This window comes from Marinitenerispora sediminis (genome assembly GCF_003336425.1).
GTDB classification, from domain to species: Bacteria; Actinomycetota; Actinomycetes; order Streptosporangiales; family Streptosporangiaceae; genus Marinitenerispora; species Marinitenerispora sediminis.
Map to the genome: position 1 here is coordinate 24,486 of NZ_QEIO01000039.1, position 21,577 is coordinate 46,062.

At 73.7% G+C, this 21,577-nt stretch carries 21 protein-coding genes; 13 read left to right on the forward strand and 8 right to left on the reverse strand.

Annotation, left to right across the window (positions count from 1 at the left end; all coding sequences use genetic code 11):
• Positions 1-18: 18 nt before the first annotated feature.
• Both DEF28_RS10010 and DEF28_RS10015 read right to left on the reverse strand, forming a co-directional pair.
• Positions 19-660, reverse strand: a complete 642-nt coding sequence (locus DEF28_RS10010; protein WP_114398019.1) for a DUF1707 SHOCT-like domain-containing protein — start codon at positions 658-660, stop codon at positions 19-21.
• A 122-nt stretch (positions 661-782) separates the two neighbouring features.
• Entirely contained in the window at positions 783-1,559 is a 777-nt protein-coding gene (locus tag DEF28_RS10015) for a hypothetical protein (RefSeq protein ID WP_114398018.1), read from the reverse strand.
• A gap of 74 nt (positions 1,560-1,633) precedes the next feature.
• On the opposite strand from DEF28_RS10015, the gene DEF28_RS10020 reads away from it, so the two are divergent.
• The 3 genes from DEF28_RS10020 (at position 1,634) to DEF28_RS10030 (ending at position 4,760) form a co-directional block, all read left to right on the forward strand.
• Entirely contained in the window at positions 1,634-2,419 is a 786-nt protein-coding gene (locus DEF28_RS10020; protein WP_114398017.1) for an ABC transporter ATP-binding protein, read from the forward strand.
• Positions 2,420-2,751: 332 nt separating this feature from the next.
• Positions 2,752-3,786 (forward strand): SPFH domain-containing protein, encoded by a 1,035-nt coding sequence (locus DEF28_RS10025; protein ID WP_114398016.1) that lies wholly within the window; start codon positions 2,752-2,754, stop codon positions 3,784-3,786.
• Positions 3,787-3,995: 209 nt separating this feature from the next.
• The gene (locus DEF28_RS10030) at positions 3,996-4,760 is read left to right on the forward strand and encodes a sulfite exporter TauE/SafE family protein (RefSeq protein ID WP_114398015.1); all 765 of its coding nucleotides are present in this window, start codon (positions 3,996-3,998) and stop codon (positions 4,758-4,760) included.
• Between the two features lie 94 nt (positions 4,761-4,854).
• Here the strand turns inward: DEF28_RS10030 and DEF28_RS10035 are convergent, their stop codons facing one another.
• The gene (locus DEF28_RS10035; protein WP_114398014.1) at positions 4,855-5,478 is read right to left on the reverse strand and encodes an HD domain-containing protein; all 624 of its coding nucleotides are present in this window, start codon (positions 5,476-5,478) and stop codon (positions 4,855-4,857) included.
• Between the two features lie 227 nt (positions 5,479-5,705).
• Between DEF28_RS10035 and DEF28_RS10040 the strand changes: the two genes are divergently transcribed.
• Positions 5,706-7,076: an FAD-dependent oxidoreductase gene (locus DEF28_RS10040; RefSeq protein WP_114398013.1), complete on the forward strand. Its 1,371-nt coding sequence runs from the start codon at positions 5,706-5,708 to the stop codon at positions 7,074-7,076.
• 29 nt (positions 7,077-7,105) lie between these two features.
• On the opposite strand, the gene DEF28_RS10045 is transcribed toward DEF28_RS10040, so the two are convergent.
• Together DEF28_RS10045 and DEF28_RS10050 are read right to left on the reverse strand one after the other, a co-directional pair.
• Positions 7,106-7,981, reverse strand: a complete 876-nt coding sequence (locus DEF28_RS10045; RefSeq protein ID WP_114398012.1) for an alpha/beta hydrolase — start codon at positions 7,979-7,981, stop codon at positions 7,106-7,108.
• Positions 7,982-8,421: 440 nt separating this feature from the next.
• Positions 8,422-8,994, reverse strand: coding sequence for a TetR/AcrR family transcriptional regulator (locus DEF28_RS10050; protein ID WP_114398038.1), 573 nt, complete (start codon positions 8,992-8,994; stop codon positions 8,422-8,424).
• Between the two features lie 599 nt (positions 8,995-9,593).
• Here DEF28_RS10050 and DEF28_RS10060 point away from each other — a divergent pair.
• The 6 genes from DEF28_RS10060 to DEF28_RS10085 all read left to right on the forward strand — a co-directional run bounded on the left by DEF28_RS10060 (position 9,594) and on the right by DEF28_RS10085 (position 16,973).
• A complete protein-coding gene (locus DEF28_RS10060) occupies positions 9,594-11,069 on the forward strand; it encodes an aldehyde dehydrogenase (NADP(+)) (protein WP_233515215.1) in 1,476 nt (491 codons plus the stop codon).
• Positions 11,070-11,207: 138 nt separating this feature from the next.
• On the forward strand, positions 11,208-12,278 hold the full coding sequence (gene add, locus DEF28_RS10065) for an adenosine deaminase (RefSeq protein ID WP_114398010.1): 1,071 nt from the start codon (positions 11,208-11,210) through the stop codon (positions 12,276-12,278).
• Between the two features lie 193 nt (positions 12,279-12,471).
• Entirely contained in the window at positions 12,472-12,936 is a 465-nt protein-coding gene (locus tag DEF28_RS10070) for a Fur family transcriptional regulator (protein ID WP_114398037.1), read from the forward strand.
• A gap of 102 nt (positions 12,937-13,038) precedes the next feature.
• Positions 13,039-14,493, forward strand: a complete 1,455-nt coding sequence (locus tag DEF28_RS10075; RefSeq protein WP_114433167.1) for a catalase — start codon at positions 13,039-13,041, stop codon at positions 14,491-14,493.
• 409 nt (positions 14,494-14,902) lie between these two features.
• A complete protein-coding gene (locus tag DEF28_RS10080; protein WP_114398008.1) occupies positions 14,903-15,943 on the forward strand; it encodes a chaplin family protein in 1,041 nt (346 codons plus the stop codon).
• Between the two features lie 199 nt (positions 15,944-16,142).
• A complete protein-coding gene (locus DEF28_RS10085) occupies positions 16,143-16,973 on the forward strand; it encodes an SURF1 family cytochrome oxidase biogenesis protein (protein ID WP_309485811.1) in 831 nt (276 codons plus the stop codon).
• 40 nt (positions 16,974-17,013) lie between these two features.
• Here the strand turns inward: DEF28_RS10085 and DEF28_RS10090 are convergent, their stop codons facing one another.
• On the reverse strand, positions 17,014-17,442 hold the full coding sequence (locus DEF28_RS10090; protein ID WP_233515216.1) for a YybH family protein: 429 nt from the start codon (positions 17,440-17,442) through the stop codon (positions 17,014-17,016).
• A gap of 25 nt (positions 17,443-17,467) precedes the next feature.
• Between DEF28_RS10090 and DEF28_RS10095 the strand changes: the two genes are divergently transcribed.
• Positions 17,468-17,842, forward strand: coding sequence for a winged helix-turn-helix transcriptional regulator (locus DEF28_RS10095; RefSeq protein ID WP_199493198.1), 375 nt, complete (start codon positions 17,468-17,470; stop codon positions 17,840-17,842).
• A 39-nt stretch (positions 17,843-17,881) separates the two neighbouring features.
• Positions 17,882-18,724, forward strand: a complete 843-nt coding sequence (locus DEF28_RS10100; protein ID WP_114398005.1) for a class I SAM-dependent methyltransferase — start codon at positions 17,882-17,884, stop codon at positions 18,722-18,724.
• 402 nt (positions 18,725-19,126) lie between these two features.
• Here DEF28_RS10100 and DEF28_RS10105 read toward each other — a convergent pair whose 3' ends face one another.
• Together DEF28_RS10105 and DEF28_RS10110 are read right to left on the reverse strand one after the other, a co-directional pair.
• Positions 19,127-19,597 (reverse strand): Clp protease N-terminal domain-containing protein, encoded by a 471-nt coding sequence (locus DEF28_RS10105; RefSeq protein ID WP_114398004.1) that lies wholly within the window; start codon positions 19,595-19,597, stop codon positions 19,127-19,129.
• Positions 19,598-19,846: 249 nt separating this feature from the next.
• Positions 19,847-20,554 carry a class I SAM-dependent methyltransferase gene (locus DEF28_RS10110; protein WP_114398003.1) on the reverse strand — a complete coding sequence of 236 codons (708 nt, stop codon included), beginning with the start codon at positions 20,552-20,554 and terminating at the stop codon, positions 19,847-19,849.
• 125 nt (positions 20,555-20,679) lie between these two features.
• On the opposite strand from DEF28_RS10110, the gene DEF28_RS10115 reads away from it, so the two are divergent.
• Positions 20,680-21,501, forward strand: coding sequence for an SDR family NAD(P)-dependent oxidoreductase (locus DEF28_RS10115; protein ID WP_233515217.1), 822 nt, complete (start codon positions 20,680-20,682; stop codon positions 21,499-21,501).
• Positions 21,502-21,577 lie beyond the last annotated feature (76 nt).

The window sequence follows — 21,577 nt, forward strand, 5'->3', positions numbered from 1 at the left end:
GCCGCGGCGGCGGCCAGACTACTTCTCCGCGCCGACCTCGCGGGTCCGCACATCGATCCCGCCGAGGAAGAGCAGTCCGCTGAGGACGACCGTCGGCGCGTCCGGCGACGTGGGCGCGGCGAACCCGCCGGCGTCCACCTTCACCCCGCCGAGTATCCCCGAGGTGCGGTTCAGCACCCGCACGCCGGGCGGCACGATGATCGTCAGACCGCTGAGCAGCATGGCGCACTGCAGCACGACCTCCCGCTGCGACAGGACGGCGTGGCGCAGGTCCAGCTCCACACCGCCCAGCACCCCCGAGACGTTGGTGCGCGGCTCGACCAGCCAGCGGTCGCGCCGCTCGGCGGCGCTGAGGACGGCGATGATGTTCTCGTGCCCGGTCCCCGTCCCGGCCGGTGCGACTTCGGGCCCCGGGGGCTCCGGATGCTCGACGGTGCCGGCGGGGGCGGTGGCCGGCACCGTGGCGGGCAGGTCGCGGGTGAGGGGTTCGAGCTCGCCCAGCGTCTTCGCGGCGTAAACCGCGTCGAGGCGCTCGGAGTGCTCGTCGTGGGTCAGCCGCCCCTCGGCCAGCGCGTCGGCGAGCCGCTGGGCGACGTGGTCGCGGTCGGCGTCGGAGGCGCGCACGGAGTCAGGCGGTCGGGTCTGCGCGGAATCGGCCATGGCCCCAAGTATCCTGGCGGGCCCACCGGGCCGGATCCGGAGCCGACCCTGGGGTTTCCCTGATACCGGCCCGGGCGGGGCTCCGGTGCCGGTGCACCGCGGAGCCGCCGGCCCCTGCGTGCTCAGCCGGGAACGGCGGCGGTGTAGGCGGCGACGCGGGCGCGGCGGACGGCCCGGTCCAGCAGCCGCACCGCCGCGCGGCGCGACTCCATCTGGCTCGCGCTGAGGCCGCGCCCGTCCGCCTCCTCGGCCAGCCGCACCACCACGGCGAGCCGGTCGGCCATGGCCGCCACCCGGTGGGCGCGCTGCGGGGAGCCCGGTGCCAGTCCGTCGGTGGGAGCCCGTCCGGCGTCCCGGAGGCCGGCCAGGGCGCGGGTGACCTCGGGGCCCCACGAGCCGATGTCGTCCACGCGGCCGAACAGCGCCGTGCACTCGCGGATAGCCAGGTTCAGCCGGTACTCGGCATCGTCGAGCGGGATGTACTCCGGCACCGTGTCGGCGGCGGGGTAGGGCGTCCAGGAGACTCCCACGTAGGATGAGCCACGCCGGTCCTCCCGGGGGACCAGCCCCAGCTGCCGGTCCGCCAGCCGCACCAGTACCGCCTCACGAGCCTCGATCGCCGCCATGTTGAGTTCCGCCGTCCCCACCAGCCCCAACGGATCACCCGGGACCGGAAGGCACAGCCGGAAGGCGCTGAGGCCCGCCGTACGCAGTCCGGCGAGCGCCGCGCGCAACGGGGCTCCGGGCTCGAACGGCAGGTCGGCGCCGGCCAGGGCGCCGACGACGTGGGGACCGGTGCGCCGCTCCACCGCGTCGACGGCGTCGTCCAGCCCGACCTGGCCGGACAGCCACGCGTTGCCCCACGCGGCCAGGGGGGCGGAAGACAGTTCTCGAAGCATCGATTCAGCGTAGATCGACCACCAGACCAGTGGGGGCGGCCGAGCGGCCGTCCCCGGCGCGACGAAGGAGAGCGATGAACGGGCATGTGCTGCGCATGAGCGGCGTGGGCGTACGCCGGGGCGACGCGGAGCTGCTGCACGGGATCGACTGGGCGGTCGAGGAGGACGACCGCTGGGTCGTCCTCGGGCCGAACGGCGCGGGCAAGACCACGCTGCTGCGGGTCGCCGCCACCCAGCTGTTCCCGACCGAGGGCGCGGTCGAGGTGCTGGACGAGCGGCTCGGCTCCGGTGACGTCTTCGAGCTGCGTCCGCTCATCGGGTTCGCCAGCGCGGCCGTGGCCGGCCAGGTTCCCGACGCCACCCGGGCGGTGGACCTGGTCATCAGCGCCGCCTACGGCTACCTGGGCACGTGGGGCGAGGAGTACGGGACCCCGGACCACCAGCGCGCCGGCGCGCTGCTCGACCAGTGGGGCGCCGCGCACCTCGCCGACCGCGAGTTCGGCACGCTGTCCGAAGGGGAGCGCAAGCGCGTGCAGATCGCCCGCGCGCTGATGGCCGACCCGGAGCTGCTGCTGCTGGACGAGCCGGCCGCCGGCCTGGACCTCGGCGGCAGGGAGGACCTGGTGCGCAGGCTCAGCGCGCTGGCCGGCGACATCGACGCCCCCGCGCTGGCCGTGGTGACCCACCACGTGGAGGAGATCCCGCCGGGGTTCACGCACGGACTGCTGCTGCGCGCCGGCCGGGTGGTGGCCGCCGGTCCGCTGGAGAGCGTCATGACCCCCGACACCCTCAGCGAGACCTTCGGGCTGCCGCTCAAGGTGGAGCGCGACGGCGACCGCTGGACCGCCCGGGCGGTGTGACGCGGCGGCGCGTCCGACGTCCGGGCCGCCGGGCCGCCTGGCCGCCTGGGCAGGGGGGCGGACGGCGGCACGGAGCGGGGGAAAGGGCCGCCGTAACCTGGGGATTCAGTCAGCCAGAACCAGGGATATTGTCCGCATTCGGCCAGCGTCGGGGAGTTTGTCGCGAGGTCGCGGGTCCCAGCCGGACAGAGCGCCCCGGCAGGCGCCTATGATCGCGGCGTGGACGTCTGGTCTCCGCACGCGGAGCCAGTCCCTCCACCCGCCGTTCCGGCCGTCCGCGCCGGCGCGGCGGGACGGCCCCACCCCCGATCGGAGAGCCGGAGCCGCCCCCGATGCTGACCGTCATCATCATCCTCGTCTTCGTGGCGATCCTGGTGGCCATCGCCGTGCGCAGTATCCGCATCGTGCCGCAGGCCGAGCAGGACGTCGTGGAGCGGTTCGGCCGTTACCACCGCACCCTCAAGTCGGGTCTGAACATCGTCATCCCGTTCGTCGACCAGATCCGCGAGCGCATCGACATGCGCGACCAGGTCGTCAGCTTCCCCCCGCAGTCCGCGATCACCCAGGACAACCTGTCGGTCGAGGTCGACACCGTCGTCTACTACCGCGTCACCAACGTCTACGACGCCACCTACAAGGTCGCGAACTTCATCACCGCGGTCGAGCAGCTCTCCTCGGCGACGCTGCGCAACGTCATCGGCGGCATGGACCTGGAGCAGACGCTCACCTCCCGCGACCAGATCAACCGGGAGCTGCGCTCGGTGCTCGACGAGGCCACGGAGGACTGGGGCATCCGGGTCAGCCGGGTCGAGCTGAAGGCCATCGACCCCTCGGAGTCCATCCGGGAGGCCATGGAGAAGCAGATGCGCGCCGACCGGGACAAGCGCGCGGAGATCCTGGAGGCCGAGGGCGAGAAGCAGTCGGCGATCCTGCGCGCCGAGGGTGAGCAGTCGTCGGCCGTGCTCCGCGCCCGCGGTGCCGCCGAGGCCGAGACCGTGCGGGCCCGGGCCGAGGCCGAGGCCATGAAGCTGCGCGCCCAGGGCGAGTCCGACGCCATCGCGAAGGTCTTCCGCGCGCTGCACGACGGCGGGATCAGCAACGAGCTGCTCGCCTACCAGTACCTCCAGAAGCTCCCGCAGATCGCCAAGGGCGACGCCAACAAGCTGTGGATCCTGCCGTCGGAGATGGGCAGCAACGCCCCGTGGTGGCCCACCGTCCAGGAGGGCATGCAGAACATCGCGGACGCCGTGAAGGAGACCCGCCCGGCTCCGGGCCCGGCCGTGGACGACGCCGACGACGAACGTGTCATCGACGCCGAGCACCTCGCCCGCCTGCGGCGCACCTCCCCCGACGACGCGGACCGCTGACCGCCCACCGCCGACGTCGGGGCCCTCGCTCGTGGGAGCGGGGGCCCTTCGGCTGTCCGCCGCCCGCGGATGTGGCCCCTCTAACAGGGGCCGCACGCGTCACAGCAGCACCAGGTTCGTACACTGTATGCATACGTCGGCCCAGGTGAGTGGCCGAGTCGTGGGCGGGCGGTGCCCAGAGCGGCGCGCCGGTTGGGCAAGGGTTGCGGATGAATGTGTGGGAGGCGCTCGCCGTGCTGGCGGCGGGAGTCGGGGCGGGCGCCATCAACGCGGTGGTCGGGTCCGGGACGCTGTTCACGTTCCCGGTGCTGCTGGCGCTGGGGTTCGCACCGATCACCGCCACGGTCTCCAACAGCATCGGCCTGGCCCCCGGCTCGCTCACCGGGGCGATCGGCTACCGGCGGGAACTGAGGGGGCAGCGCTCCCGGGTGCTCCGGTTCGGCTTCATGTCGCTTCTCGGCGCGGTGACCGGCGGCGTGCTGCTGCTGAACCTGCCGGAGGACGTCTTCCGGCTCGTCGTCCCGGTGCTCATCCTGCTCGCCTGCACGCTCATCGTGGTCCAGCCGCGGCTCAACGCCTGGCTGCGCCGGCGGCGGCCAGCCCGGCCGAACGGCGGGCCGCTGCTGCCGGTGGGGGTGTACGGCGCGGGCGTCTACGGCGGCTACTTCGCCGCGGCGCAGGGCATCATCCTCGTCGGCCTCATGGGCCTCTCACTCGACGAGGAGCTGCAGCGCCTCAACGCGCTCAAGAACGCGCTGACCTTCATCGTCAACGCGACGGCGGCGGTGTTCTACATCGCCTTCGCCACTCCCGACTGGCGGGTGGTCGGCCTCATCGCCGGTGGATCGGTGGTCGGCGGATACCTCGGGGCGCGGTTCGGCCGCAGGCTCAGGCCCGCGGCGCTGCGCGTCCTGGTCGTGGTGATCGGCCTGACCGCCGCCGTCCAGCTGCTCTCCGACGCGTTCACCGGCTGACCACCGGCGTCCGCCGCGGCCGGTGCCGCCGCTCGGACGCGGACCCGAGCGGCGTGGACACCGGCGGCCCGGGCGTACGCGCCCGGACGCGCGCTCAGCCCGCGAAGTAGCCGCGCCGGTCGGCGTCCTCGATCAGCGCCGCCGCGTAGGAGCCCAGCGCCTCAGAGCCCTCCGCGATGATGCGCACCTTCTCCATCACCTGCTCCTTGGAGACGCCGTACTGGACCCAGGTGCCGCCGTCGGTGTGCCAGTTGGCCAGCATGGGCGAGAGCCGGTCCACGGCCTTGGCGAAGCGGGCCTCCGGGGTCTTGGCGGCCTCGAACTCCTCCCACAGCTCCCGGAGGCGCGCGCCCTGCTCCTCGGGCAGCAGGGCGTAGATGCGGTCCGCCGCGACGCACTCCCGCTCCCGCTGCGAGCGCGATGCGTGCGCGTCGTAGACGAAGGTGTCGCCGGCGTCGATCTCGACGATGTCGTGGATGAGCAGCAGCTCCACGACCCGGTCGATGTCGGTCCCGGCCGGCGCGTACTCGGCGAACACCCGGGCGGTCAGGGCGAGGTGCCAGGAGTGCTCGGCGTCGTTCTCCCGCCGGGAGCCGTCGACGAGCAGGTTGCGGCGCAGGATGCGCTTGAGCTTGTCGACTTCGAGGATGAACCGGAGCTGGGCCGTGAGTCGTTCGTGATCAACCCCACTGGCGTAGACCGGTGCCGGTTCCGTCACGTAGGTCGCCCTCCTAGAGAAACTAGTCGCACGCGAGGCCCGCCGGAGGGGCACCTGTCCTCGGGAGCGGCGGAAGCGGGAGGCGCTCCGGCCGCCGGGAAGCGAGGAGACACGCGTGATCCGTCATCACGTTAACCAAAAGCGGGGAGAGATGCTCGGCTCGCCATGGGGATGATCCCATGCAACGTGGGCAGTCTGACAGGGGAGCGTCCACCAGGGGAGGCGGTATGGAGCGGCGCGTGAACGACCGGCCACGACTGGTCGTGGTCGGTGGTGACGCGGGCGGCATGAGCGCGGCGTCTCAGGCGCGCCGCCGGCTCGGGCCCGAGGATCTGCGGATCCTCTCCCTGGAACGTGGACCCTACACCTCCTACTCGGCGTGCGGCATCCCGTACCTTGTCGGAAGAACCGTATCGAGTCCGGAGGAGTTGATCGTCCGGGACCCCGCCACGTTCGAACGTGAGCACGGGATCGAGGTGCGCACCCGCACCGAGGCCACCGACATCGATCTGGACCGCCGGGTCGTGCGGGCGGTCGGGCCGGACGGGCGCGTCGAGGAGCCCTACGACCTCCTGGTGATCGCGACCGGAGCGGTGCCCCAGCGGCCGGATCTCCCCGGGGCGACCTCCACCGGGATCTTCGGCGTGCAGACCCTCGGCGACGGCGTGGCGGTGCGCCGCTACGTCGACGAGCGGTCGCCGTCGGCCGCCGTGGTCGTGGGCGCCGGCTACATCGGGCTGGAGATGGCCGAGGCGCTGCTGCGGCGGGGGATCCACGTGACCGTCCTGGAGGCGGGCCCCGAGCCCATGGGGACGCTGGACCCGGACATGGGGCGCCTGGTCGCCGACGCGCTGCGGGAGGCGGGGGCGGAGTTCCATCCGTCCCGGCGGGTCACCGGGTTCGAGAGCGCGGAGGGCCGGGTGACCGCGGTGGTCACCGACGAGAAGACGCACCCCTGCGACATGGTCGTCCTCGGCCTCGGCGTCCGGCCGAACAGCGACCTCGCCCGGCGGGCGGGGCTGGAGATCGGCCCCACCGGTGGGATCGCGGTCGACCGCCGGATGCGCACGTCCGCGGAGAACGTCTGGGCGGCCGGCGACTGCGTCGAGGTGTTCCACCGCGTCTCGCGCGCCCCCGCCGCGATCGCCCTGGGGACGCACGCCAACAAGCAGGGCCGGGTGGCCGGCACCAACCTCAGCGGCGGCTACGCCGCGTTCGGGGGCGTGGTCGGCACCGCCCTCACCCGTGTCTGCGACGTGGAGGTCGCGCGCACCGGACTGAACGAGGAGGAGGCGACGCGGGCCGGCTTCGAGTTCGCGACCGCGACCACGGAGTCGACCACCCGGGCCGGCTACTTCCCCGGTGCCGCCGCGCTGACCATCAAGCTGCTGGCGGAGCGGCGCACCGGGCGGCTGCTCGGCGGCCAGATCGTCGGGCGGGAGAACGCCGGCAAGCGGGTGGACGTCCTCGCCACCGCGCTGTGGAACGGGATGGCCGTGGACGAGATGGCCGAGATGGACCTCGGCTACGCTCCGCCGTTCTCCCCGGTCTGGGACCCGGTGCTGATCGCGGCCCGGCGGCTGGCCGAGCGCGTCTGACCCCCGCGCCCCCGGCCGGGCGGCGGCGCTCAGCCGAAGCGGAACGTGGTCTCGGCGCCCGAGGTCAGGTGCAGGTGGAACCACTCGGTCAGCGCGCGGTCCGCGAGCACGCCGCCCGGGGTGGGCGGTCCCGGCTCCAGCCCGGGCTCCGGGCCCATGGTGTGCGCCAGATCCGGGATGACGATGTGGCGCAGCGTGTGCGGATGGTAGTGGGGAGCCAGCGCCCGGTACAGCGCCTCGCCGCGGTCGGGCCGGATCACCTCGTCCTGCCCACCGGTGACGATGAGCAGCGGCGGGCTCGGTGTCTGCCGGGTGAGATCGCCCGAGCGTGCCGTGAAGTCCAGCCACGTGGCGATGTCGCGCGACTGCGCGGTCCAGCGGTAGGACACCCCGAGCCGGCGCTCCCGTGCCGCGAGCACCGGCGCGGGGTCGACGATGGGGTTGACCACGCCCATGGCTCCGATCGGCAGCCGGTTCTCGGCCAGGGCGAGCAGGGCGGCCGCGCCGCCGGCGCCCACCCCCATCAGTCCGATCGGGCCGTCGGCCACCGGGAACGCGGCGCGGAGCTCCGCCACCGCGCGTGCCAGTTCCGCCGCGGCCTGCTCGATCACCGGCCCGTACAGTTCGATGAGGTAGTCGTTCTGGCCGAGCTGGTTGACCTCGGCCACCCCGCCCTGGGGCAGCCGGGCGCCGAACAGCGGGAGTCCGAGGTAGAACCGCCAGGCCGGCAGCGCCGCCATGGAGAGTGTTCCGGCGAGCGCGGCCTCGCTGCGCGGTGGTTCGAAGGCGTGCAGCCCGACGATCATCGGTGCCGACTCCGCGCGGTGGGCCGGCGGGACCGCCAGGTACGGGACTCCGGCGGCCGTGCCGGCGAGCGGCCGGGTGAGTGTGCTGTCTGCTACCACTGAGGGTTTCCTCCCGTGTCGGCACGCGCCGAGCCGGATGCTCTTCGGCGTCCGGCTGCGTGCTGTGTACCTCGTGGTGTGGAGCGGGCGAGAAATGTGCGGAGGACCGGGGGCCGGCGGCGAGCCGGGCGGATCGCCGAGTCGTTGAGAGGTCCGGGGACACGTCGCAGGCCGCCGGCACGTCACTCCCCCGTGGCGCGCGTGCGTCGACCTGCAGAAACCGCGCGCCCCGAGCCGGGGCGCCGGGCCCGCGTCTCCATACTGCCAGCATGGACGGCGGCGTCCACACGGCGCGGTGAAGATACCCTATCGTCCCGGTTTTCGAGTGTCGCGGAGCCTCAAGGCCGTCTGGTGGGGCTCGTCCGTGCCTGACGCGCGAAGCGCCGAATGCGCCGCCCGCCGGGGCGACGCGGTGCGGGCTCGCGGGCCGGGCGCCGCTGTCACTCCGCGGCGAAGTGCCGCCCCAGGTAGCTGCGTACCAGCAGCTTGGCCTCCGCGATGAGGTCGGCGTCCCCGTCGGCGTCGTGGCGGAAGGCCAGCTTCAGCACCGCGTCGGCGGCCTCCACCGCGACCGCGGCCGCGCGGTCCAGTTGTCCGCCGTCGGGTGCACCGGGGACCCCGGCGACGATGTCGCGCAGGCGGTCGGCGATCACCCGGTTGTTGTCGGCGCCGCCGTCGAGGAGCTGGACGTCGACCACGTCGCCGAAGTGCAGGCTGCGGAAGCCGGGCACCGTGCGGTGCATGTCGATGTACTCGTCGATGATGGCGTCCACGCCGTCGGTCCAGTGGTCGAACGCCTCCCCGGACAGGCGGGCGCTCACCCGGGCGCTGAAGATGTCCAGGTAGCGCAGACCGAGTGCCTGGGTGATGGCCTTCTTGTCGGGGAAGAACTGGTAGACCGAACCGATCGCGACCCCGGCGCGCTCGGCGATGCGCGTGGTGGACAGCGCGGCGTAGCCCCCCTCGTCGAGGAGTTCGGCGCAGGCGTCGAGCATCCGCCGCACCCGCGCCATGCTGCGCTGCTGGGCGGGAAGCCGGCGCAGCGGGGCACGCGCGAGCGCGGGCGTGGCGACACTGCCGGCGACGCCGGAGCCCTCCGTACGGCCGGCGCCGGCGGCGTCGGGACGCGGATCCGGGGTGGCGGACGCGGAGCTACGGGAAGTCGTCGTCACGTCTCTATGATGCCTTTCCGAATTCAAATGGTTCCCGTACTATTCCGGTTTTGGGCTCGTGATCCGGTTCGGGCGTTGAATTGGCCACTTCTGGCCGTCCTGGGCGGCTCGCTGGACGGCGGATGCGCCGGAAAGGCCGCCGGGGCCGCCGCGCCGCGGCTCCGCCCGCAGGGCCCCACCCCCGCCCGTTCGCCGGGTGTGCCGTCGGCCCAGGCGCGGTCCCGGCGCCGCTGCCGGCTTGTGGCCATGATGGCGGACCGGGCCGCGTCACAACGGCGTTTCACCAGATGACGGCGGTGTCCGAGGGGCCGTGGACGCCGACCGGGCCCCGCCCGCCTCGCCGATGGCGGGATCGCGGAGGAGTGGCAAACGCTTTCCGTGGCAGGCTGCGCAATGGTTGGCTGGAGAGAACGGATCCACCGATGCTGGGAGACCCGGACGTGACCGACAGTACCGCCATTCCCGACACCACCGAGGCCGAGCTCGACCGCGTGCTCACCGCCGCGGCCGCGGCCGCTCCCGCCTTCGGCGCCCTGCGACCGGGGGAGCGGGGGGCCATGTTGCGCGCGGTCGCCGACGCGCTGGACGCCGCGGCCGACGACCTCGTGCCGATCGCCCGCGCGGAGAGCCGGCTGCCCGAGGCGAGGTGTCGCGGCGAGCTGGCCCGCACCACCTTCCAGCTGCGGCTGTTCGCCGACGTGCTCGACGAGGGGAGCTACCTGGAGGTCGCGGTGGACACCGCCGACCCCGGCTGGGGCATGGGGCCCCGGCCGGACGTGCGCCGCATGCTGGTGCCGCTCGGCCCCGTCGTGGTGTTCGGAGCGAGCAACTTCCCGTTCGCCTTCAGCACGGCCGGCGGCGACACCGCGTCGGCGCTCGCGGCGGGCTGCCCGGTGGTCGTCAAGGGGCACCCGGGGCACCCGCGGCTGGCCGAGCGGACCGGTGCCGTCGTGGCCCGGGCGCTGCGGGCGGCCGGCGCGCCGGACGGGGTGTTCGCGGTGGTGTTCGGCGAGGAGACCGGCCGGCGCGCGGTGCTGCACCCGCGTACGGCGGCGGTCGGCTTCACCGGCTCCATCCCCGGTGGGCGCGCGCTGCACGACCTCGCCGCCTCCCGGGCGGAGCCGATCCCGTTCTACGGCGAACTGGGCAGTGTGAACCCGGTCTTCGTGACGCGTGCCGCCGCGGCGGCACGGGCCGCGGAGATCCTCGGCGGCTACCTGGACTCCTTCACCCTGGGGGCCGGCCAGTTCTGCACCAAGCCGGGCGTGCTGCTGGTCCCCGAGGGCACCCGGCTGGACGGCCTCGTGGCGCAGACCGCGGAGCGCGCCGCCGCGCCCCTGCTCAACGACCGGGTGACCACCGGCCACGCCGCCCGGCTGGCCGAGCTGGCGGACCACCCGGCGACGGAGGTGCTGGTGCGCGGCGGCGCGGGAGCCGACGGCTGGACGCCCGCGCTGCTGCGGACCGACGCCGCGGCGCTGCTGGCCCACGGCGAGGCGCTGCTGGGGGAGTGCTTCGGCCCGACCTCGCTCGTGGCCGGGTACTCCGACGAGGAGCAGCTGGTGGCGGTCGCGCAGCGCCTCCAGGGGCAATTGACGGCGACGGTGCACGCCGAGCCGGGGGATCCGGTCGCGGCGCGGCTGCTGGCGGTGCTGACCGAGCGGGCCGGCCGGGTCCTGTGGAACGGATGGCCGACCGGGGTCTCGGTGACCCACGCGATGACGCACGGCGGGCCCTACCCGGCTACCACCTCGGTGCTGCACACCTCGGTCGGGACCACGGCGATCCGGCGCTTCCTGCGCCCGGTGAGCTACCAGTCCGTGCCCCAGGAGCTGCTGCCGGAGGCGGTGCGGGACGGCAACCCGCTCAACCTGCCGCGCCGCGTGAACGGAGTCCTGGACCCGCCGCGCTCCTGACCCGCCGCGCTCCTGACGCGCAGCCCCGCCGCGTCCGGCGCGTGTGATCCGGCGGCAGAGAGCTGCATTTGACAATTCAGTGTCAGAAACGTCCAGGAACTCTTGGCGTCCCCGGCCCGTGGTCACTAGCGTCGCCGCATGACCCAAGCCACTACCAGAGGGGAGGCGGCGGACGGCTCCGCCGCCTCCCCCGTCGAGAGCCTGATCCGCGACCTGCCCAAGGTGGAACTTCACGTCCACCTGGAAGGTTCGCTGCCCCCGGAGACGCTCTTGGAGCTCGCTGCCAAGCACCGCGTCGCCGACATCCCCGGCACGCTGGCCGAGATCCGCGACTGGTACGCGTTCCGCGACTTCCCGCACTTCATCGACGTCTACCTGACCTCCGTCCGCGCCCTGCGGGACGAGGAGGACTTCGCCCGGCTGGCCCGCGACGTCGCGCGCCGGCTCGCCGAGCAGAACGTGCGCTACGCCGAGGTGCACGTGAGTTTGTACGCCCACCTGATGCGCGGGGTTCCGGCGCACGTGGTCTTCGCGGGGATCGAGGAGGCGCGCCGCGAGGCCGAGCGGCTGCACGGCCTCCAGCTGCGCTGGATTCCCGACTTCCCGGGCGACTTCGGCGTGGAGGCGGCCGAGCAGACCCTCGACGCGGTGCTGCGCGACGGCCCCGGCAGCGTCGTCGGCTTCGGGGTCGGCGGGATCGAGGTGGACCGCGCGCCGTTCGCCGACGTGTTCGGGCGGGCGGTGGCGGCCGGGCTGCACAGCCTGCCGCACGCGGGCGAGAACGGCGGGCCGGAACGCGTGTGGTCGGCGCTGCGGGACCTGCGGGCCGAGCGGATCGGCCACGGGATCGACAGCATGCGCGATCCGCGGCTGGTCGAGCACCTGGCGCAGACCCGGATCCCGGTGGACGTCTCGCCCACCTCCAACGTCTGCACGGGCGCGGTCGCGACCCTGGAGGAGCACCCGCTGCCCGCCATGCTGGCCGCCGGCCTCCTGGTCACCCTCAACACCGACGACCCGCCGATGTTCGGGACCGACCTCCTCGGCGAGTACCGCGCGGCGCACCGGCTCGGCCTCTCGGGCGCCGACCTGGCCGGGCTCGCCCGCAACGGAGTGTCCGCGTCCTTCCTGCCGCCCGAGGAGAAGCGGGCGCTCGCCGCGGAGATCGACGCGGTGCTCGCGGCATGGTCCGCGGGCCGGGCGGACTGACGCACCGGAGCCGGTGACCGGGCCGCCGCGCCCCGCGCGGCACCCGGGGCCGGGCGGCCGGAACCGCGCCGGTCCGGGAGGATTGCCGGGCCGCTCACCAGGGGATTCATCCGTCGACACCCGTCCGTCGCCGAACAGACTGGACTTGTTCATTTTCTTGAACGAGTCCAGTCTGTGCTCTAGGGTGGAGGGCATGGACGACGCCGCGAACCTCCGTTCGGCCGGGCTGCGGGTCACCGCCGCGCGGCTGGCGATCCTGGAGGCCGTCCGAGCGGGCGACCACCTGGACACCGAGCACATCACCCGCGACGTGCGGGCCAGGGTCGGCCACGTCTCCACGCAGGCCGTGTACGACGCCCTGCACGCGCTCACGGACGCCGGGCTGGTGCGCCGCATCGAGCCCGCCGGATCACCGGCGCGCTACGAGGCCCGGGTGGGGGACAACCACCACCACCTCGCCTGCCGGCGCTGCGACGCCATCATCGACGTTGACTGCGTCGTGGGGCGGGCGCCGTGCCTGGAGCCGTCGGACCGGCACGGGTTCGTCATCGACGAGGCCGAAGTGGTGTTCTGGGGCGTCTGTCCAGCCTGCCAGGCGAGGGGTGCGGGGCCGTCGGCGTCCGACGGATCCGCCGCGCCAGCGGCCGACCGGGCCTGACGAGGGCCTGGCCCCGCCCACCCGCCGGGCGCACCGGGCCGACCGGTGACCCGCGGTTCTTCCAGAGGCCGGCTTCACGCCGATTGCGAAAGGTACGAGCAGTTGACTGAACGCGTTCCCCAGACCACCGACGACGCCGGTATCCCGGCGCCGAGTGACCAGTTCTCCCAGTCAGTGGGCCCCAACGGCCCCCTGCTGCTGCAGGACCACTACCTGATCCAGAAGATGGCGCACTTCAACCGCGAGCGGGTGCCCGAGCGCGTGGTGCACGCCAAGGGCGGCGGCGCCTACGGTGTCCTGGAGATCACGGAGGACGTCAGCCAGTACACGAAGGCGGACCTGTTCCAGAAGGGCAAGCGGACCGACCTGCTGCTGCGCTTCTCCACGGTGGCCGGCGAGCTGGGCAGCGCCGACACCGCGCGCGACCCGCGCGGGTTCGCGCTGAAGTTCTACACCGAGCAGGGCAACTACGACATCGTCGGCAACAACACGCCGATCTTCTTCATCCGGGACCCCTCGAAGTTCTCCGACTTCATCCACTCCCAGAAGCGCCGCGCCGACAACCAGCTGCGCGACCACAACATGCAGTGGGACTTCTGGACGCTGCAGCCGGAGTCCGCGCACCAGGTCTCGTTCCTCATGACCGACCGCGGGACCCCGAAGAGCTGGCGGCACATGCACGGCTTCGGCAGTCACACCTTCCTGTGGTACAACGCGGCCGGCGAGAAGTTCTGGGTGAAGTACCACTTCAAGACCGAGCAGGGGGTGGAGAACTTCACCGCCGCCGAGGCCAAGGCGCTGGAGGCGCAGGACCCGGACCTGCACCGCCGGGACCTGTGGAACGCCATCAAGAACGGCGACCACCCCTCCTGGACGGTGAACGTGCAGATCATGCCGTTCGAGGACGCCGCCGACTACCGGTTCAACCCGTTCGACCTCACCAAGGTGTGGCCGCACGCGGACTACCCGGAGATCACCATCGGCCGGTTCACGCTCAACCGCAACCCGGAGAACTACTTCGCCGAGATCGAGCAGGCGGGCTTCGAGCCGTCCAACCTGGTGCCCGGCATCGGCATGAGCCCGGACAAGATGCTCCAGGGCCGGCTGTTCTCCTACCCGGACGCGCACCGCTACCGGATCGGGCCGAACTACCTGCAGCTGCCGGTGAACAGGCCCAAGTCGCCGGTGCACAGCTACAACCGCGACGGCGCCATGGCCTACGTCAACGGCGGCGACCCGGTGTACGCCCCGAACACCGTCGGCGGCCCGGCCGCCGACCCGGACCTGTACAAGGGGTCCGGTTACCACGTGGCCGGTGAGATCGTGCGCTCCGCCTACCAGCTGCACAAGGAGGACGACGACTTCTCGCAGCCGCGCGCGCTGTGGGAGAAGGTGCTGTCCCACACCGACCGCGCCAACATGGTGAGCAACATCGTCGGGCACGCCTCCGCGCCCGAGGTCACCGACGACATGAAGAAGCGCGTGGTGGAGTACTGGACGAACATCCACCCGGACCTCGGCGGCGGCGTCGCCAAGGGCCTGGGCGTCCAGAGCTAGCGTGCGGGCGGCGGCCGACGGCCGCCGCCGAACCACTCCGCGTGCTCGCCGCGGAGGACCACCGGGCCGGCCCCCTGGCATGACTTCGCCCAGTTGAGGGGCGCAAACAACGCCTATTCGGGCGTTTCGGGTGGCATTCTGTGGTTGACGTGAAAACTGTCGCTGAAAATCAGGCGCGAGATCGGAAAGCTGCTAACGTAGCGGTCCGTCGGCAGCCGATGCGATTCGCCGCCCGTTTCCCCGGGCGTGCTGTGCCCTGCATCGGCTGAGGCGGTCTTCGCTGCCAGTGGAAGGCTGCAATTCCCCCGCTCTCGACATGGCCCGCGAATCACTGAACCCGCTCGTGGTGGCGCTACGGCCTCAAGTTGTTACATCGCGTCATGCAGTCAGCGAAAGGTCATGCCTGAACATGCGTAAGAAGCTCTACTCCTCCGCCTCTGTCACCCTGCTCGCGGCGGGGCTCGTCGGCGGCTTCACCCCCTTCGCCTTCGCCGACCAGGACACGAGCGGCAACGGCAGCGTGCTGGGCGGCAACCAGATCAACGTCCCGGTGGACATCGAGGCCGACCTCTGCGGGAACGCCCTGGGCGTCCTCGGGATCTCCGGCGCCCAGTGCAGCGAGATCGCGAAGGTGCTCTACGCCGCGAGCGACGAGGGCCAGGCGAGCCAGTCCACGAGCGGGAACGGCTCGATCGCGGGCGGCAACCAGATCAACGTGCCGGTGAACGTCGCGCTCGACCTGTGCGGCAACTCCGTGGGGATCGCCGGACTCGCCGGGGCCGACTGCTCCAAGGTGGTCGAGGAGATCGCCGAGAGCGAGGAGAACCAGCAGTCCACGAGCGGGAACGGCTCGATCGCCGGCGGCAACCAGATCAACATCCCCGTCAACGTCGCGCTCGACGTGTGCGGAAACGCGATCTCGGTCCTCGGTAACAGCGGCGCGGACTGCGACAAGATCATCGAGGCCCTCCAGAGCGCCGGCGGCGGCGAGGGCGGCGAGCAGTCCACGAGCGGGAACGGCTCGATCGCCGGCGGCAACCAGATCTCGGTGCCGGCCGACGTGGCCGCCGACATCTGCGGCAACGCCGTCTCCGTCCTCGGCCTGTCCGCCGCCGAGTGCATGGAGAAGATCTCCGAGACCCGTCCCGAGGACCCGGAGCAGCCCGGTGAGCGCGAGGAGGAGCCGCCGCAGAACCCGCGTGAGCCCGAGCGGGACCCCGCGCCCTCGCCCACCCCGGGTGGCGAGCAGGACGAGGACACCCCCGGTGAGGACGAGCGGGCGGGCGGAGCGCCCGCCGACGAGCGGCCTGGAGGCGCCCTGCCGGTGACCGGTGCGGCGCTGGGCGGCCTGGTCGCCGCCGCGGTCGCGGCCCTGGGCGGTGGCGCCGCCGCGATGTACTTCGCCCGCCGGAAGAAGGCCGCGGCCGCGGTCGGCGACGGCGAGTCCTGACGAGGCGCCTACGTCCCGGCGACGACGGCCGGCCGGCGGTTCCGACCGGCTGATCCCACCGGCTGATCCGGCCCCCGGCGAACCCCGCCGGGGGCCGGTCGCGCGTCCGGCCCGGACAGCGCACGGAGCCGGTGACCAGGGGGCCCGCTAACCGCGGGCCGGTGCCGGGAGCGCGTCGGCATCTCGTAGCCTCGAAGACGTGCTTCGGGTCCTGCTCTCCCGCCGGATGCTGGCGTTCCACGCGCTGGTGCTCGTCGTCGTGCCCTCGTTCGTCTGGCTGGGCTTCTGGCAGTACGGGCGGTGGGAGGACAAGGCGGCCGCCGCGGCGCTGCAGGAGGCGAACATCGAGGCCGACCCCGTCCCGATCGGCGAGCTGGCCTCGGTGGGAACCGACGTCCCGCGCGCCGACCGCTGGCGGACGGTCACCGCGACCGGGCGCTACGACACCGCCCACGAGCTTCTGGTGCGCAACCGCGGCGGTTCCGCCGGGGTCGGCTTCCACGTCCTCACCCCCCTGGTCACCGACGACGGCGCCGCCGTCCTGGTCAACCGGGGCTGGGTCGGCCTGCCGCCCACCGCCCGTGAGCAGCCGGACGTCCCGCCGCCGCCCGAGGGGCGGATCACGGTCACCGGGCGGCTGCAGTACAGCGAGACCCCCGAGAACACCGGGATCCGGGACCGGGACGGTCTGCCCGAGCGGCAGATCATGATCATCGAGGTGGCCGACATCGCCGCCGGACTGCCGTACCCGGTCTACGGCGGCTTCGTCGAGCTCGCCGGGCAGGACCCCGCCGCCGACCCGGCGCCCGAGCCGGTCCCGGTACCCGACACCAACATGGGGATGAACCTCTCCTACGCCGTGCAGTGGTGGGTGTTCGCGGTCATCGCCGTCGGCGGATGGTTCTTCCTGGTCCGCCGCGAGGTGCGCGACGCCGCGGCCGAGGCCGGCGGTGGCTCCGCCGGGGAGGCGGGGCCGCCGGCCCCCGCGGAGTCCGCCGGCCGCCCGGCTCCCGGGGCCGGGCCGGCGTGAGACCGCCCGCTGCCTGCGGCGGCGCGGTGGTGCACCGGCGTCAGGCGGCCGTCCCGAACGGGTTGTCGACCGCGTAGCGCCAGTACCCGTCGCCGCCGCGGCGGACCACGTCGGTGGCGGTGCCCGCGAGTTCCACCGGGCTCCCGTCGGCGGCCTCGCCCCGGATCCGCCAGTCGACGACCAGCAGGGCCACGTCGCCGGCCCGGTAGACGTGCCGGGGCCGCACGTCGATGGGCAGCCCCAGCGCCAGATGCCGCAGCAGGCCGGTGCGCAGCTCCTCCCCGGTCGCCGCGGTTCCGGGCTCGGGAACGAGCACCGCGCCCGGCTCGTACACTTCCAGCACGTCGGCGATGCCACCCCGGTTGAACCGCTCGGCGAACGCGGCGGGCACGTCGTCCGGTCGGCTCGGCAGTTCCCCTGGTCCGTGCGGCATGGCGCTGCTCCTCGTCGTCTCCGACTCACTGATCACCGCCCCGACGCTAGGAGGCGACCTCGTGGCTCACCAAACGGTTGGTCACCTGCCGCGGCCCGGCCTTCCGGACGATCCGTTGACCAGTGCCGCCCGGCCGGACCCGCGCTGCCCGGTGGAGGTGGCGCTCGCCGCGCTGCGCGGCAGATGGACCACCCTGGTGCTCCGGGAGCTGCTGCGCGGCCGGGAGAGCTTCTCGGACCTCGCCGCCGCGCTGCCGGACCTCTCCGCCAAGGTGCTCGCGGACCGGCTGGCGCAGTTGACCGCGGCCGGCGTGCTGGAGCGGCACCGCGAGCCCGGCTGGCCGCCGCGGGTGCGCTACCGGCTCACCGAGCGCGGGCGCGAGCTCGGTCCGGTGCTCCAAGCCCTCTGGGACTGGGGCGAGCGCGCCGTCCGCTGACCGGTGCGGGCCGTCCCCGGGCGCTGCGAGGATGAGGGGATGAGCGATGATCTTCCGTCTGCCGAGGTCGCACGGGTCGCGCGGCGCGCCGCCGGACCCGACGAGAGCGCGCGGGCGAGCCGGACCTGGTGGGAGGGCCAGGCCGACGAGTACCAGCGCGAGCACGGCGCGTTCCTGCGGGACGCCGGATTCGTCTGGGGCCCCGAGGGGCTGGACGAGGCGGCGGCCCGGCTGCTGGGCGATCCGGCCGCCCTGGCCGGCGGGCGCGTCCTGGAGGTCGGCTGCGGAGCCGGCCAGTGCGGCCGCTGGCTGCGGTCCCAGGGGGTGGCCGAGGTCGTGGGCATCGACGTCTCGCACCGCCAGCTGCTGCACTCGCTGCGGATCGACGACGCCGCCGGCGCCCGGCCGCTCGACGTCGTGCAGGCCGACGCGCAGCGGCTCCCCTTCGCCGACGCGGCGTTCGACGCCGTCTGCTCCGCCTACGGAGCCCTTCCCTTCGTGCCGGACGCGGCCGCCGCGCTGCGCGAGATCGCGCGCGTGCTGCGACCGGGCGGCCGGCTGGCCTTCTCGGTCTCCCATCCCATCCGCTGGTGCTTCCCGGACGATCCAGGCGAGGCGGGGCTGACGGCCCGCGACTCCTACTTCGACCGGCGCGGCTACGTGGAGGAGGACGCCGGCGGGGCCGCGGTGTACGTCGAGCACCACCACACCGTGGGCGACTGGGTGCGCGCCGTCGCCGGCGCCGGGCTGCGCCTCGTGGACCTGGTCGAACCGGAGTGGCCGCCCGGCCACGACCGCACCTGGGGCGGCTGGAGCCCGCTGCGCGGCCGGATCATCCCGGGGACGGCGGTGTTCGTGGCGGACCGGCCGTCAGCTGGCTGAGTCCGGTCGAAGCGCCGCCTCGGGGCGGTCCGGCCGCTGCGGCAACGCCGGGTGGGGCGTGTCCGCCGCACTCTCCGGGACGGAGGTCAGAGCTCCAGCCACCGGTGCTGTGGCCGAGTCGGGTTTCCGGCTGCGGGACCCGGTCCAGGCCCGCCTCCGCAGCCGGGACGCACGTACCGCGGACCCCCGGGCGGAGCGCGTCGTCCGGAGGCGGTGCCAGCCGGTTCGGGTGCCGGCCGGCGCGTGTGCCACCGGGCACCGCGGCGCTGCCGCCCGTTCGGTCCCCGGTCGGGGCTGCTCCGGTCGGTCGGCGAGCACGCCATGCCGCCCTCCAACGGAGTGTGGGCCGTGCGGTCCCGTCCTGCGCCGGTACCGCACGGCGAGCGGCGGCGAGCGCCCGCGCTAGCGCGCTGTGCCGAGTCGGCCCTCAGCCGCCGTTCGCAGCGCCTGCACGTCCACCCCCGCGTCGGCGAGGACGCGCCGGGCCCCGCCGTCCTCGGTGTCCAGCAGGGCGACCAGCACGTGGCAGCCGCCGATCGACCGGTCGCGGCGGCGGGCCGCGGCGCGCAGGGCGCCCTCAAGCGAGCGCTTGGCGGCCCGGGTGAACGGGCGGTGGTCGGAGCGGCGCGGCAGCCGGAGGACGCCCCGGCGCGGCGGTGCCGCGGCCGGAACGGAAAGGCCGTGGACCCGGGTGCGCAGGTCGTCGAGGGAGGCGCCGTGGTCGTGCAGCACCTTGGCGGCCGGGCCGGCCGCCTCGGTCAGCAGGCCGAGCAGCAGGTGCACGTCGTCGACGACACCGTGCGCCGCGCGTTCGGACTCCCCGGAGGCGTTGATGACGGCCTGGCGGGCGTCGGAGTTGAAGCGTTCGAACATGGGGTCCCACCTCGTGTGAGTGCGAAGAACCGATGTCGTCAACTTATGTTGACCCCCCGCGCTTATCAATAAAGGTTGACAGCACTGTCCGTGAGGGGCTCCCGGCCGGTCGCGATGGACCGGCCCGCGAGCACACCCGCCCGCGGTAGTCCGCGGTGGCGGTGGTGGGCGTCCGCGGTCGCCTGCGCAGTAGCAGAAGCCCCGCCGTCCGGGCGGACGGCGGGGCCGGCGGGCGACAGGCGGGCCGGATCAGGACCCGCCGCCGTCCTCCAGGGGCTTGCGCAAGTGGAAGATCCACGCCGGCGGGACGTTGGCGAACACGCGCTCCCGGCCGACCCCGTAGCGCTTCACCCAGTCGTCGACCACCCAGCCGGACCGCACCTGCCGCAGGTAGTCGGCCCGGGGGGCGATGATCGCCTTGACCTGCTTGGTGTACAGGTAGCCGAAGAACGAGAGGTGCCCGCCCGGCCGGAGCACGGTGAAGTAGTAGTCCAGGATCTCCTGGACCTCCTCGGCCGTGAAGTTCGCGAACGGCAGGCCGGAGATGATGACGTCGAAGCGCCGGTCGACGCCGAGGTCGGTGACGAGGCTCTCGTGCACCGTGACCCGGTCGGCGACCGCGGAGAGGCCGGGGTCCGTCGTGAGCAGACCGCGCAGGTGCTCCGCGAAGCGCGGGTTGGGGTCCACCAGGTCCAGGGTGTCGCCGGGGCGCATGTGCGCCGCGATGGCGCGGGACACCGGGCCGGTGCCGGACCCCGACTCCAGGATGCTGAGCGGCGCGGCGGGGTCCGGGCGCTCGTCGACGTACCGGTTGAGCGCGTGCGCGAGCGCCGGGCTGCTCGGCACGACCGAGCCCGTGGCACGGAAGGTCTGGAGGGCCTGCGTGAGGAAGAGCCGCGCGTCCCGCAGACGGCTGTCCGGACCCGCGGGGTTGTCAGGGGACTGTGTGACTGCCATGCCGCGACGTTACTCGGTATCGGGCTAAGGCCGCTGTCAAGCGAGGTGGCGCCCGGTGGTGCCACCGGGCGGCGGCCCGGAACCGCCCCTGGGGCGGCCAGCTCCCGGGGGGTAGCCTTCTGGCCATGAGCGGTAGCCAGCGTCACCCCCGAACGGCCATGGTCACCGGCGCCTCCGTCGGCATCGGCGCGGAGTACGCCCGCCGGCTCGCCGAGCGCGGGTTCGCGCTCGTCCTCGTGGCCCGCCGGGCCGACCTCATCGAGGAACTCGCGGCCGAACTGCGCGCCTCCCACGGCGTCGACGTCGCCGTCCTGCCGGCCGACCTCGCCGACGCTTCCGCCCTCGCCGCGGTCGAGGAGCGGCTGCGGGACGACACGTCCCCGGTCGACCTACTGGTCAACAACGCCGGCGTCGGCCACGGCGGTGAGCTGGCCCGCCAGGACCCGGACCTGCTCGACGCGATGGTCGACCTCAACGTGCGCGCACTGGTCCGGCTGACCCGGGCGGTGCTGCCCGGCCAGATCCGGCGCCGCGCGGCCGGCGGAACCGGCCCGGTCGGAGTGCTCAACGTCGCCTCGGTGGCCGGGCTGCTCCCGGCGTCGCCCGGAGGCGCCGTCTACGCCGCCAGCAAGGCGTTCGTCCGCAGCTTCACCCACAGCGTCGCGGTCGAGGCCGCGCCGCACGGGGTGGCCGTCACCGTCGTGCTGCCGGGCTACGTGCGTACCGACATGACCCGCGACGTCCAGGAGGCGGGCCTCCCGGACGTCGTCTTCGTCGCCAAGGAGCGCGTCGTCGTGGAGTCACTGCGGGCGTGGGCCGCCGGGGCCGCCGAGGTCATCCCGGGCGTCCAGTACAAGGCCGCCAGCGGGCTGCTGCGGATCGTCCCCGGCGGGCTGTTCCGGGGGGCCGCCCGCCGCCTCGGCAGCCGGCGGCCGGCGGGGGAGTAACCGCAGGCGGCCGGCGGCGCGGCGGCGTGGCGACCCCGTGTCCCGGGCGTACTCTGGTCCGGGGTGCGCCTACCCT

Coding starts and splice junctions, on each gene's coding strand:
- DEF28_RS10010 (WP_114398019.1), bottom strand. CDS start 660: ATGGCCGATTCCGCGCAGACCCGACCGCCTGACTCCGTGCGCGCCTCC.
- DEF28_RS10105 (WP_114398004.1), bottom strand. CDS start 19,597: ATGTTCGAACGCTTCAACTCCGACGCCCGCCAGGCCGTCATCAACGCC.
- DEF28_RS10110 (WP_114398003.1), bottom strand. CDS start 20,554: ATGGCAGTCACACAGTCCCCTGACAACCCCGCGGGTCCGGACAGCCGT.
- DEF28_RS10115 (WP_233515217.1), top strand. CDS start 20,680: ATGAGCGGTAGCCAGCGTCACCCCCGAACGGCCATGGTCACCGGCGCC.
- DEF28_RS10040 (WP_114398013.1), top strand. CDS start 5,706: ATGGAGCGGCGCGTGAACGACCGGCCACGACTGGTCGTGGTCGGTGGT.
- DEF28_RS10020 (WP_114398017.1), top strand. CDS start 1,634: ATGAACGGGCATGTGCTGCGCATGAGCGGCGTGGGCGTACGCCGGGGC.
- add (WP_114398010.1), top strand. CDS start 11,208: ATGACCCAAGCCACTACCAGAGGGGAGGCGGCGGACGGCTCCGCCGCC.
- DEF28_RS10100 (WP_114398005.1), top strand. CDS start 17,882: ATGAGCGATGATCTTCCGTCTGCCGAGGTCGCACGGGTCGCGCGGCGC.
- DEF28_RS10025 (WP_114398016.1), top strand. CDS start 2,752: ATGCTGACCGTCATCATCATCCTCGTCTTCGTGGCGATCCTGGTGGCC.
- DEF28_RS10050 (WP_114398038.1), bottom strand. CDS start 8,994: ATGGCGCGGGTGCGGCGGATGCTCGACGCCTGCGCCGAACTCCTCGAC.
- DEF28_RS10030 (WP_114398015.1), top strand. CDS start 3,996: ATGAATGTGTGGGAGGCGCTCGCCGTGCTGGCGGCGGGAGTCGGGGCG.
- DEF28_RS10015 (WP_114398018.1), bottom strand. CDS start 1,559: ATGCTTCGAGAACTGTCTTCCGCCCCCCTGGCCGCGTGGGGCAACGCG.
- DEF28_RS10080 (WP_114398008.1), top strand. CDS start 14,903: ATGCGTAAGAAGCTCTACTCCTCCGCCTCTGTCACCCTGCTCGCGGCG.
- DEF28_RS10070 (WP_114398037.1), top strand. CDS start 12,472: ATGGACGACGCCGCGAACCTCCGTTCGGCCGGGCTGCGGGTCACCGCC.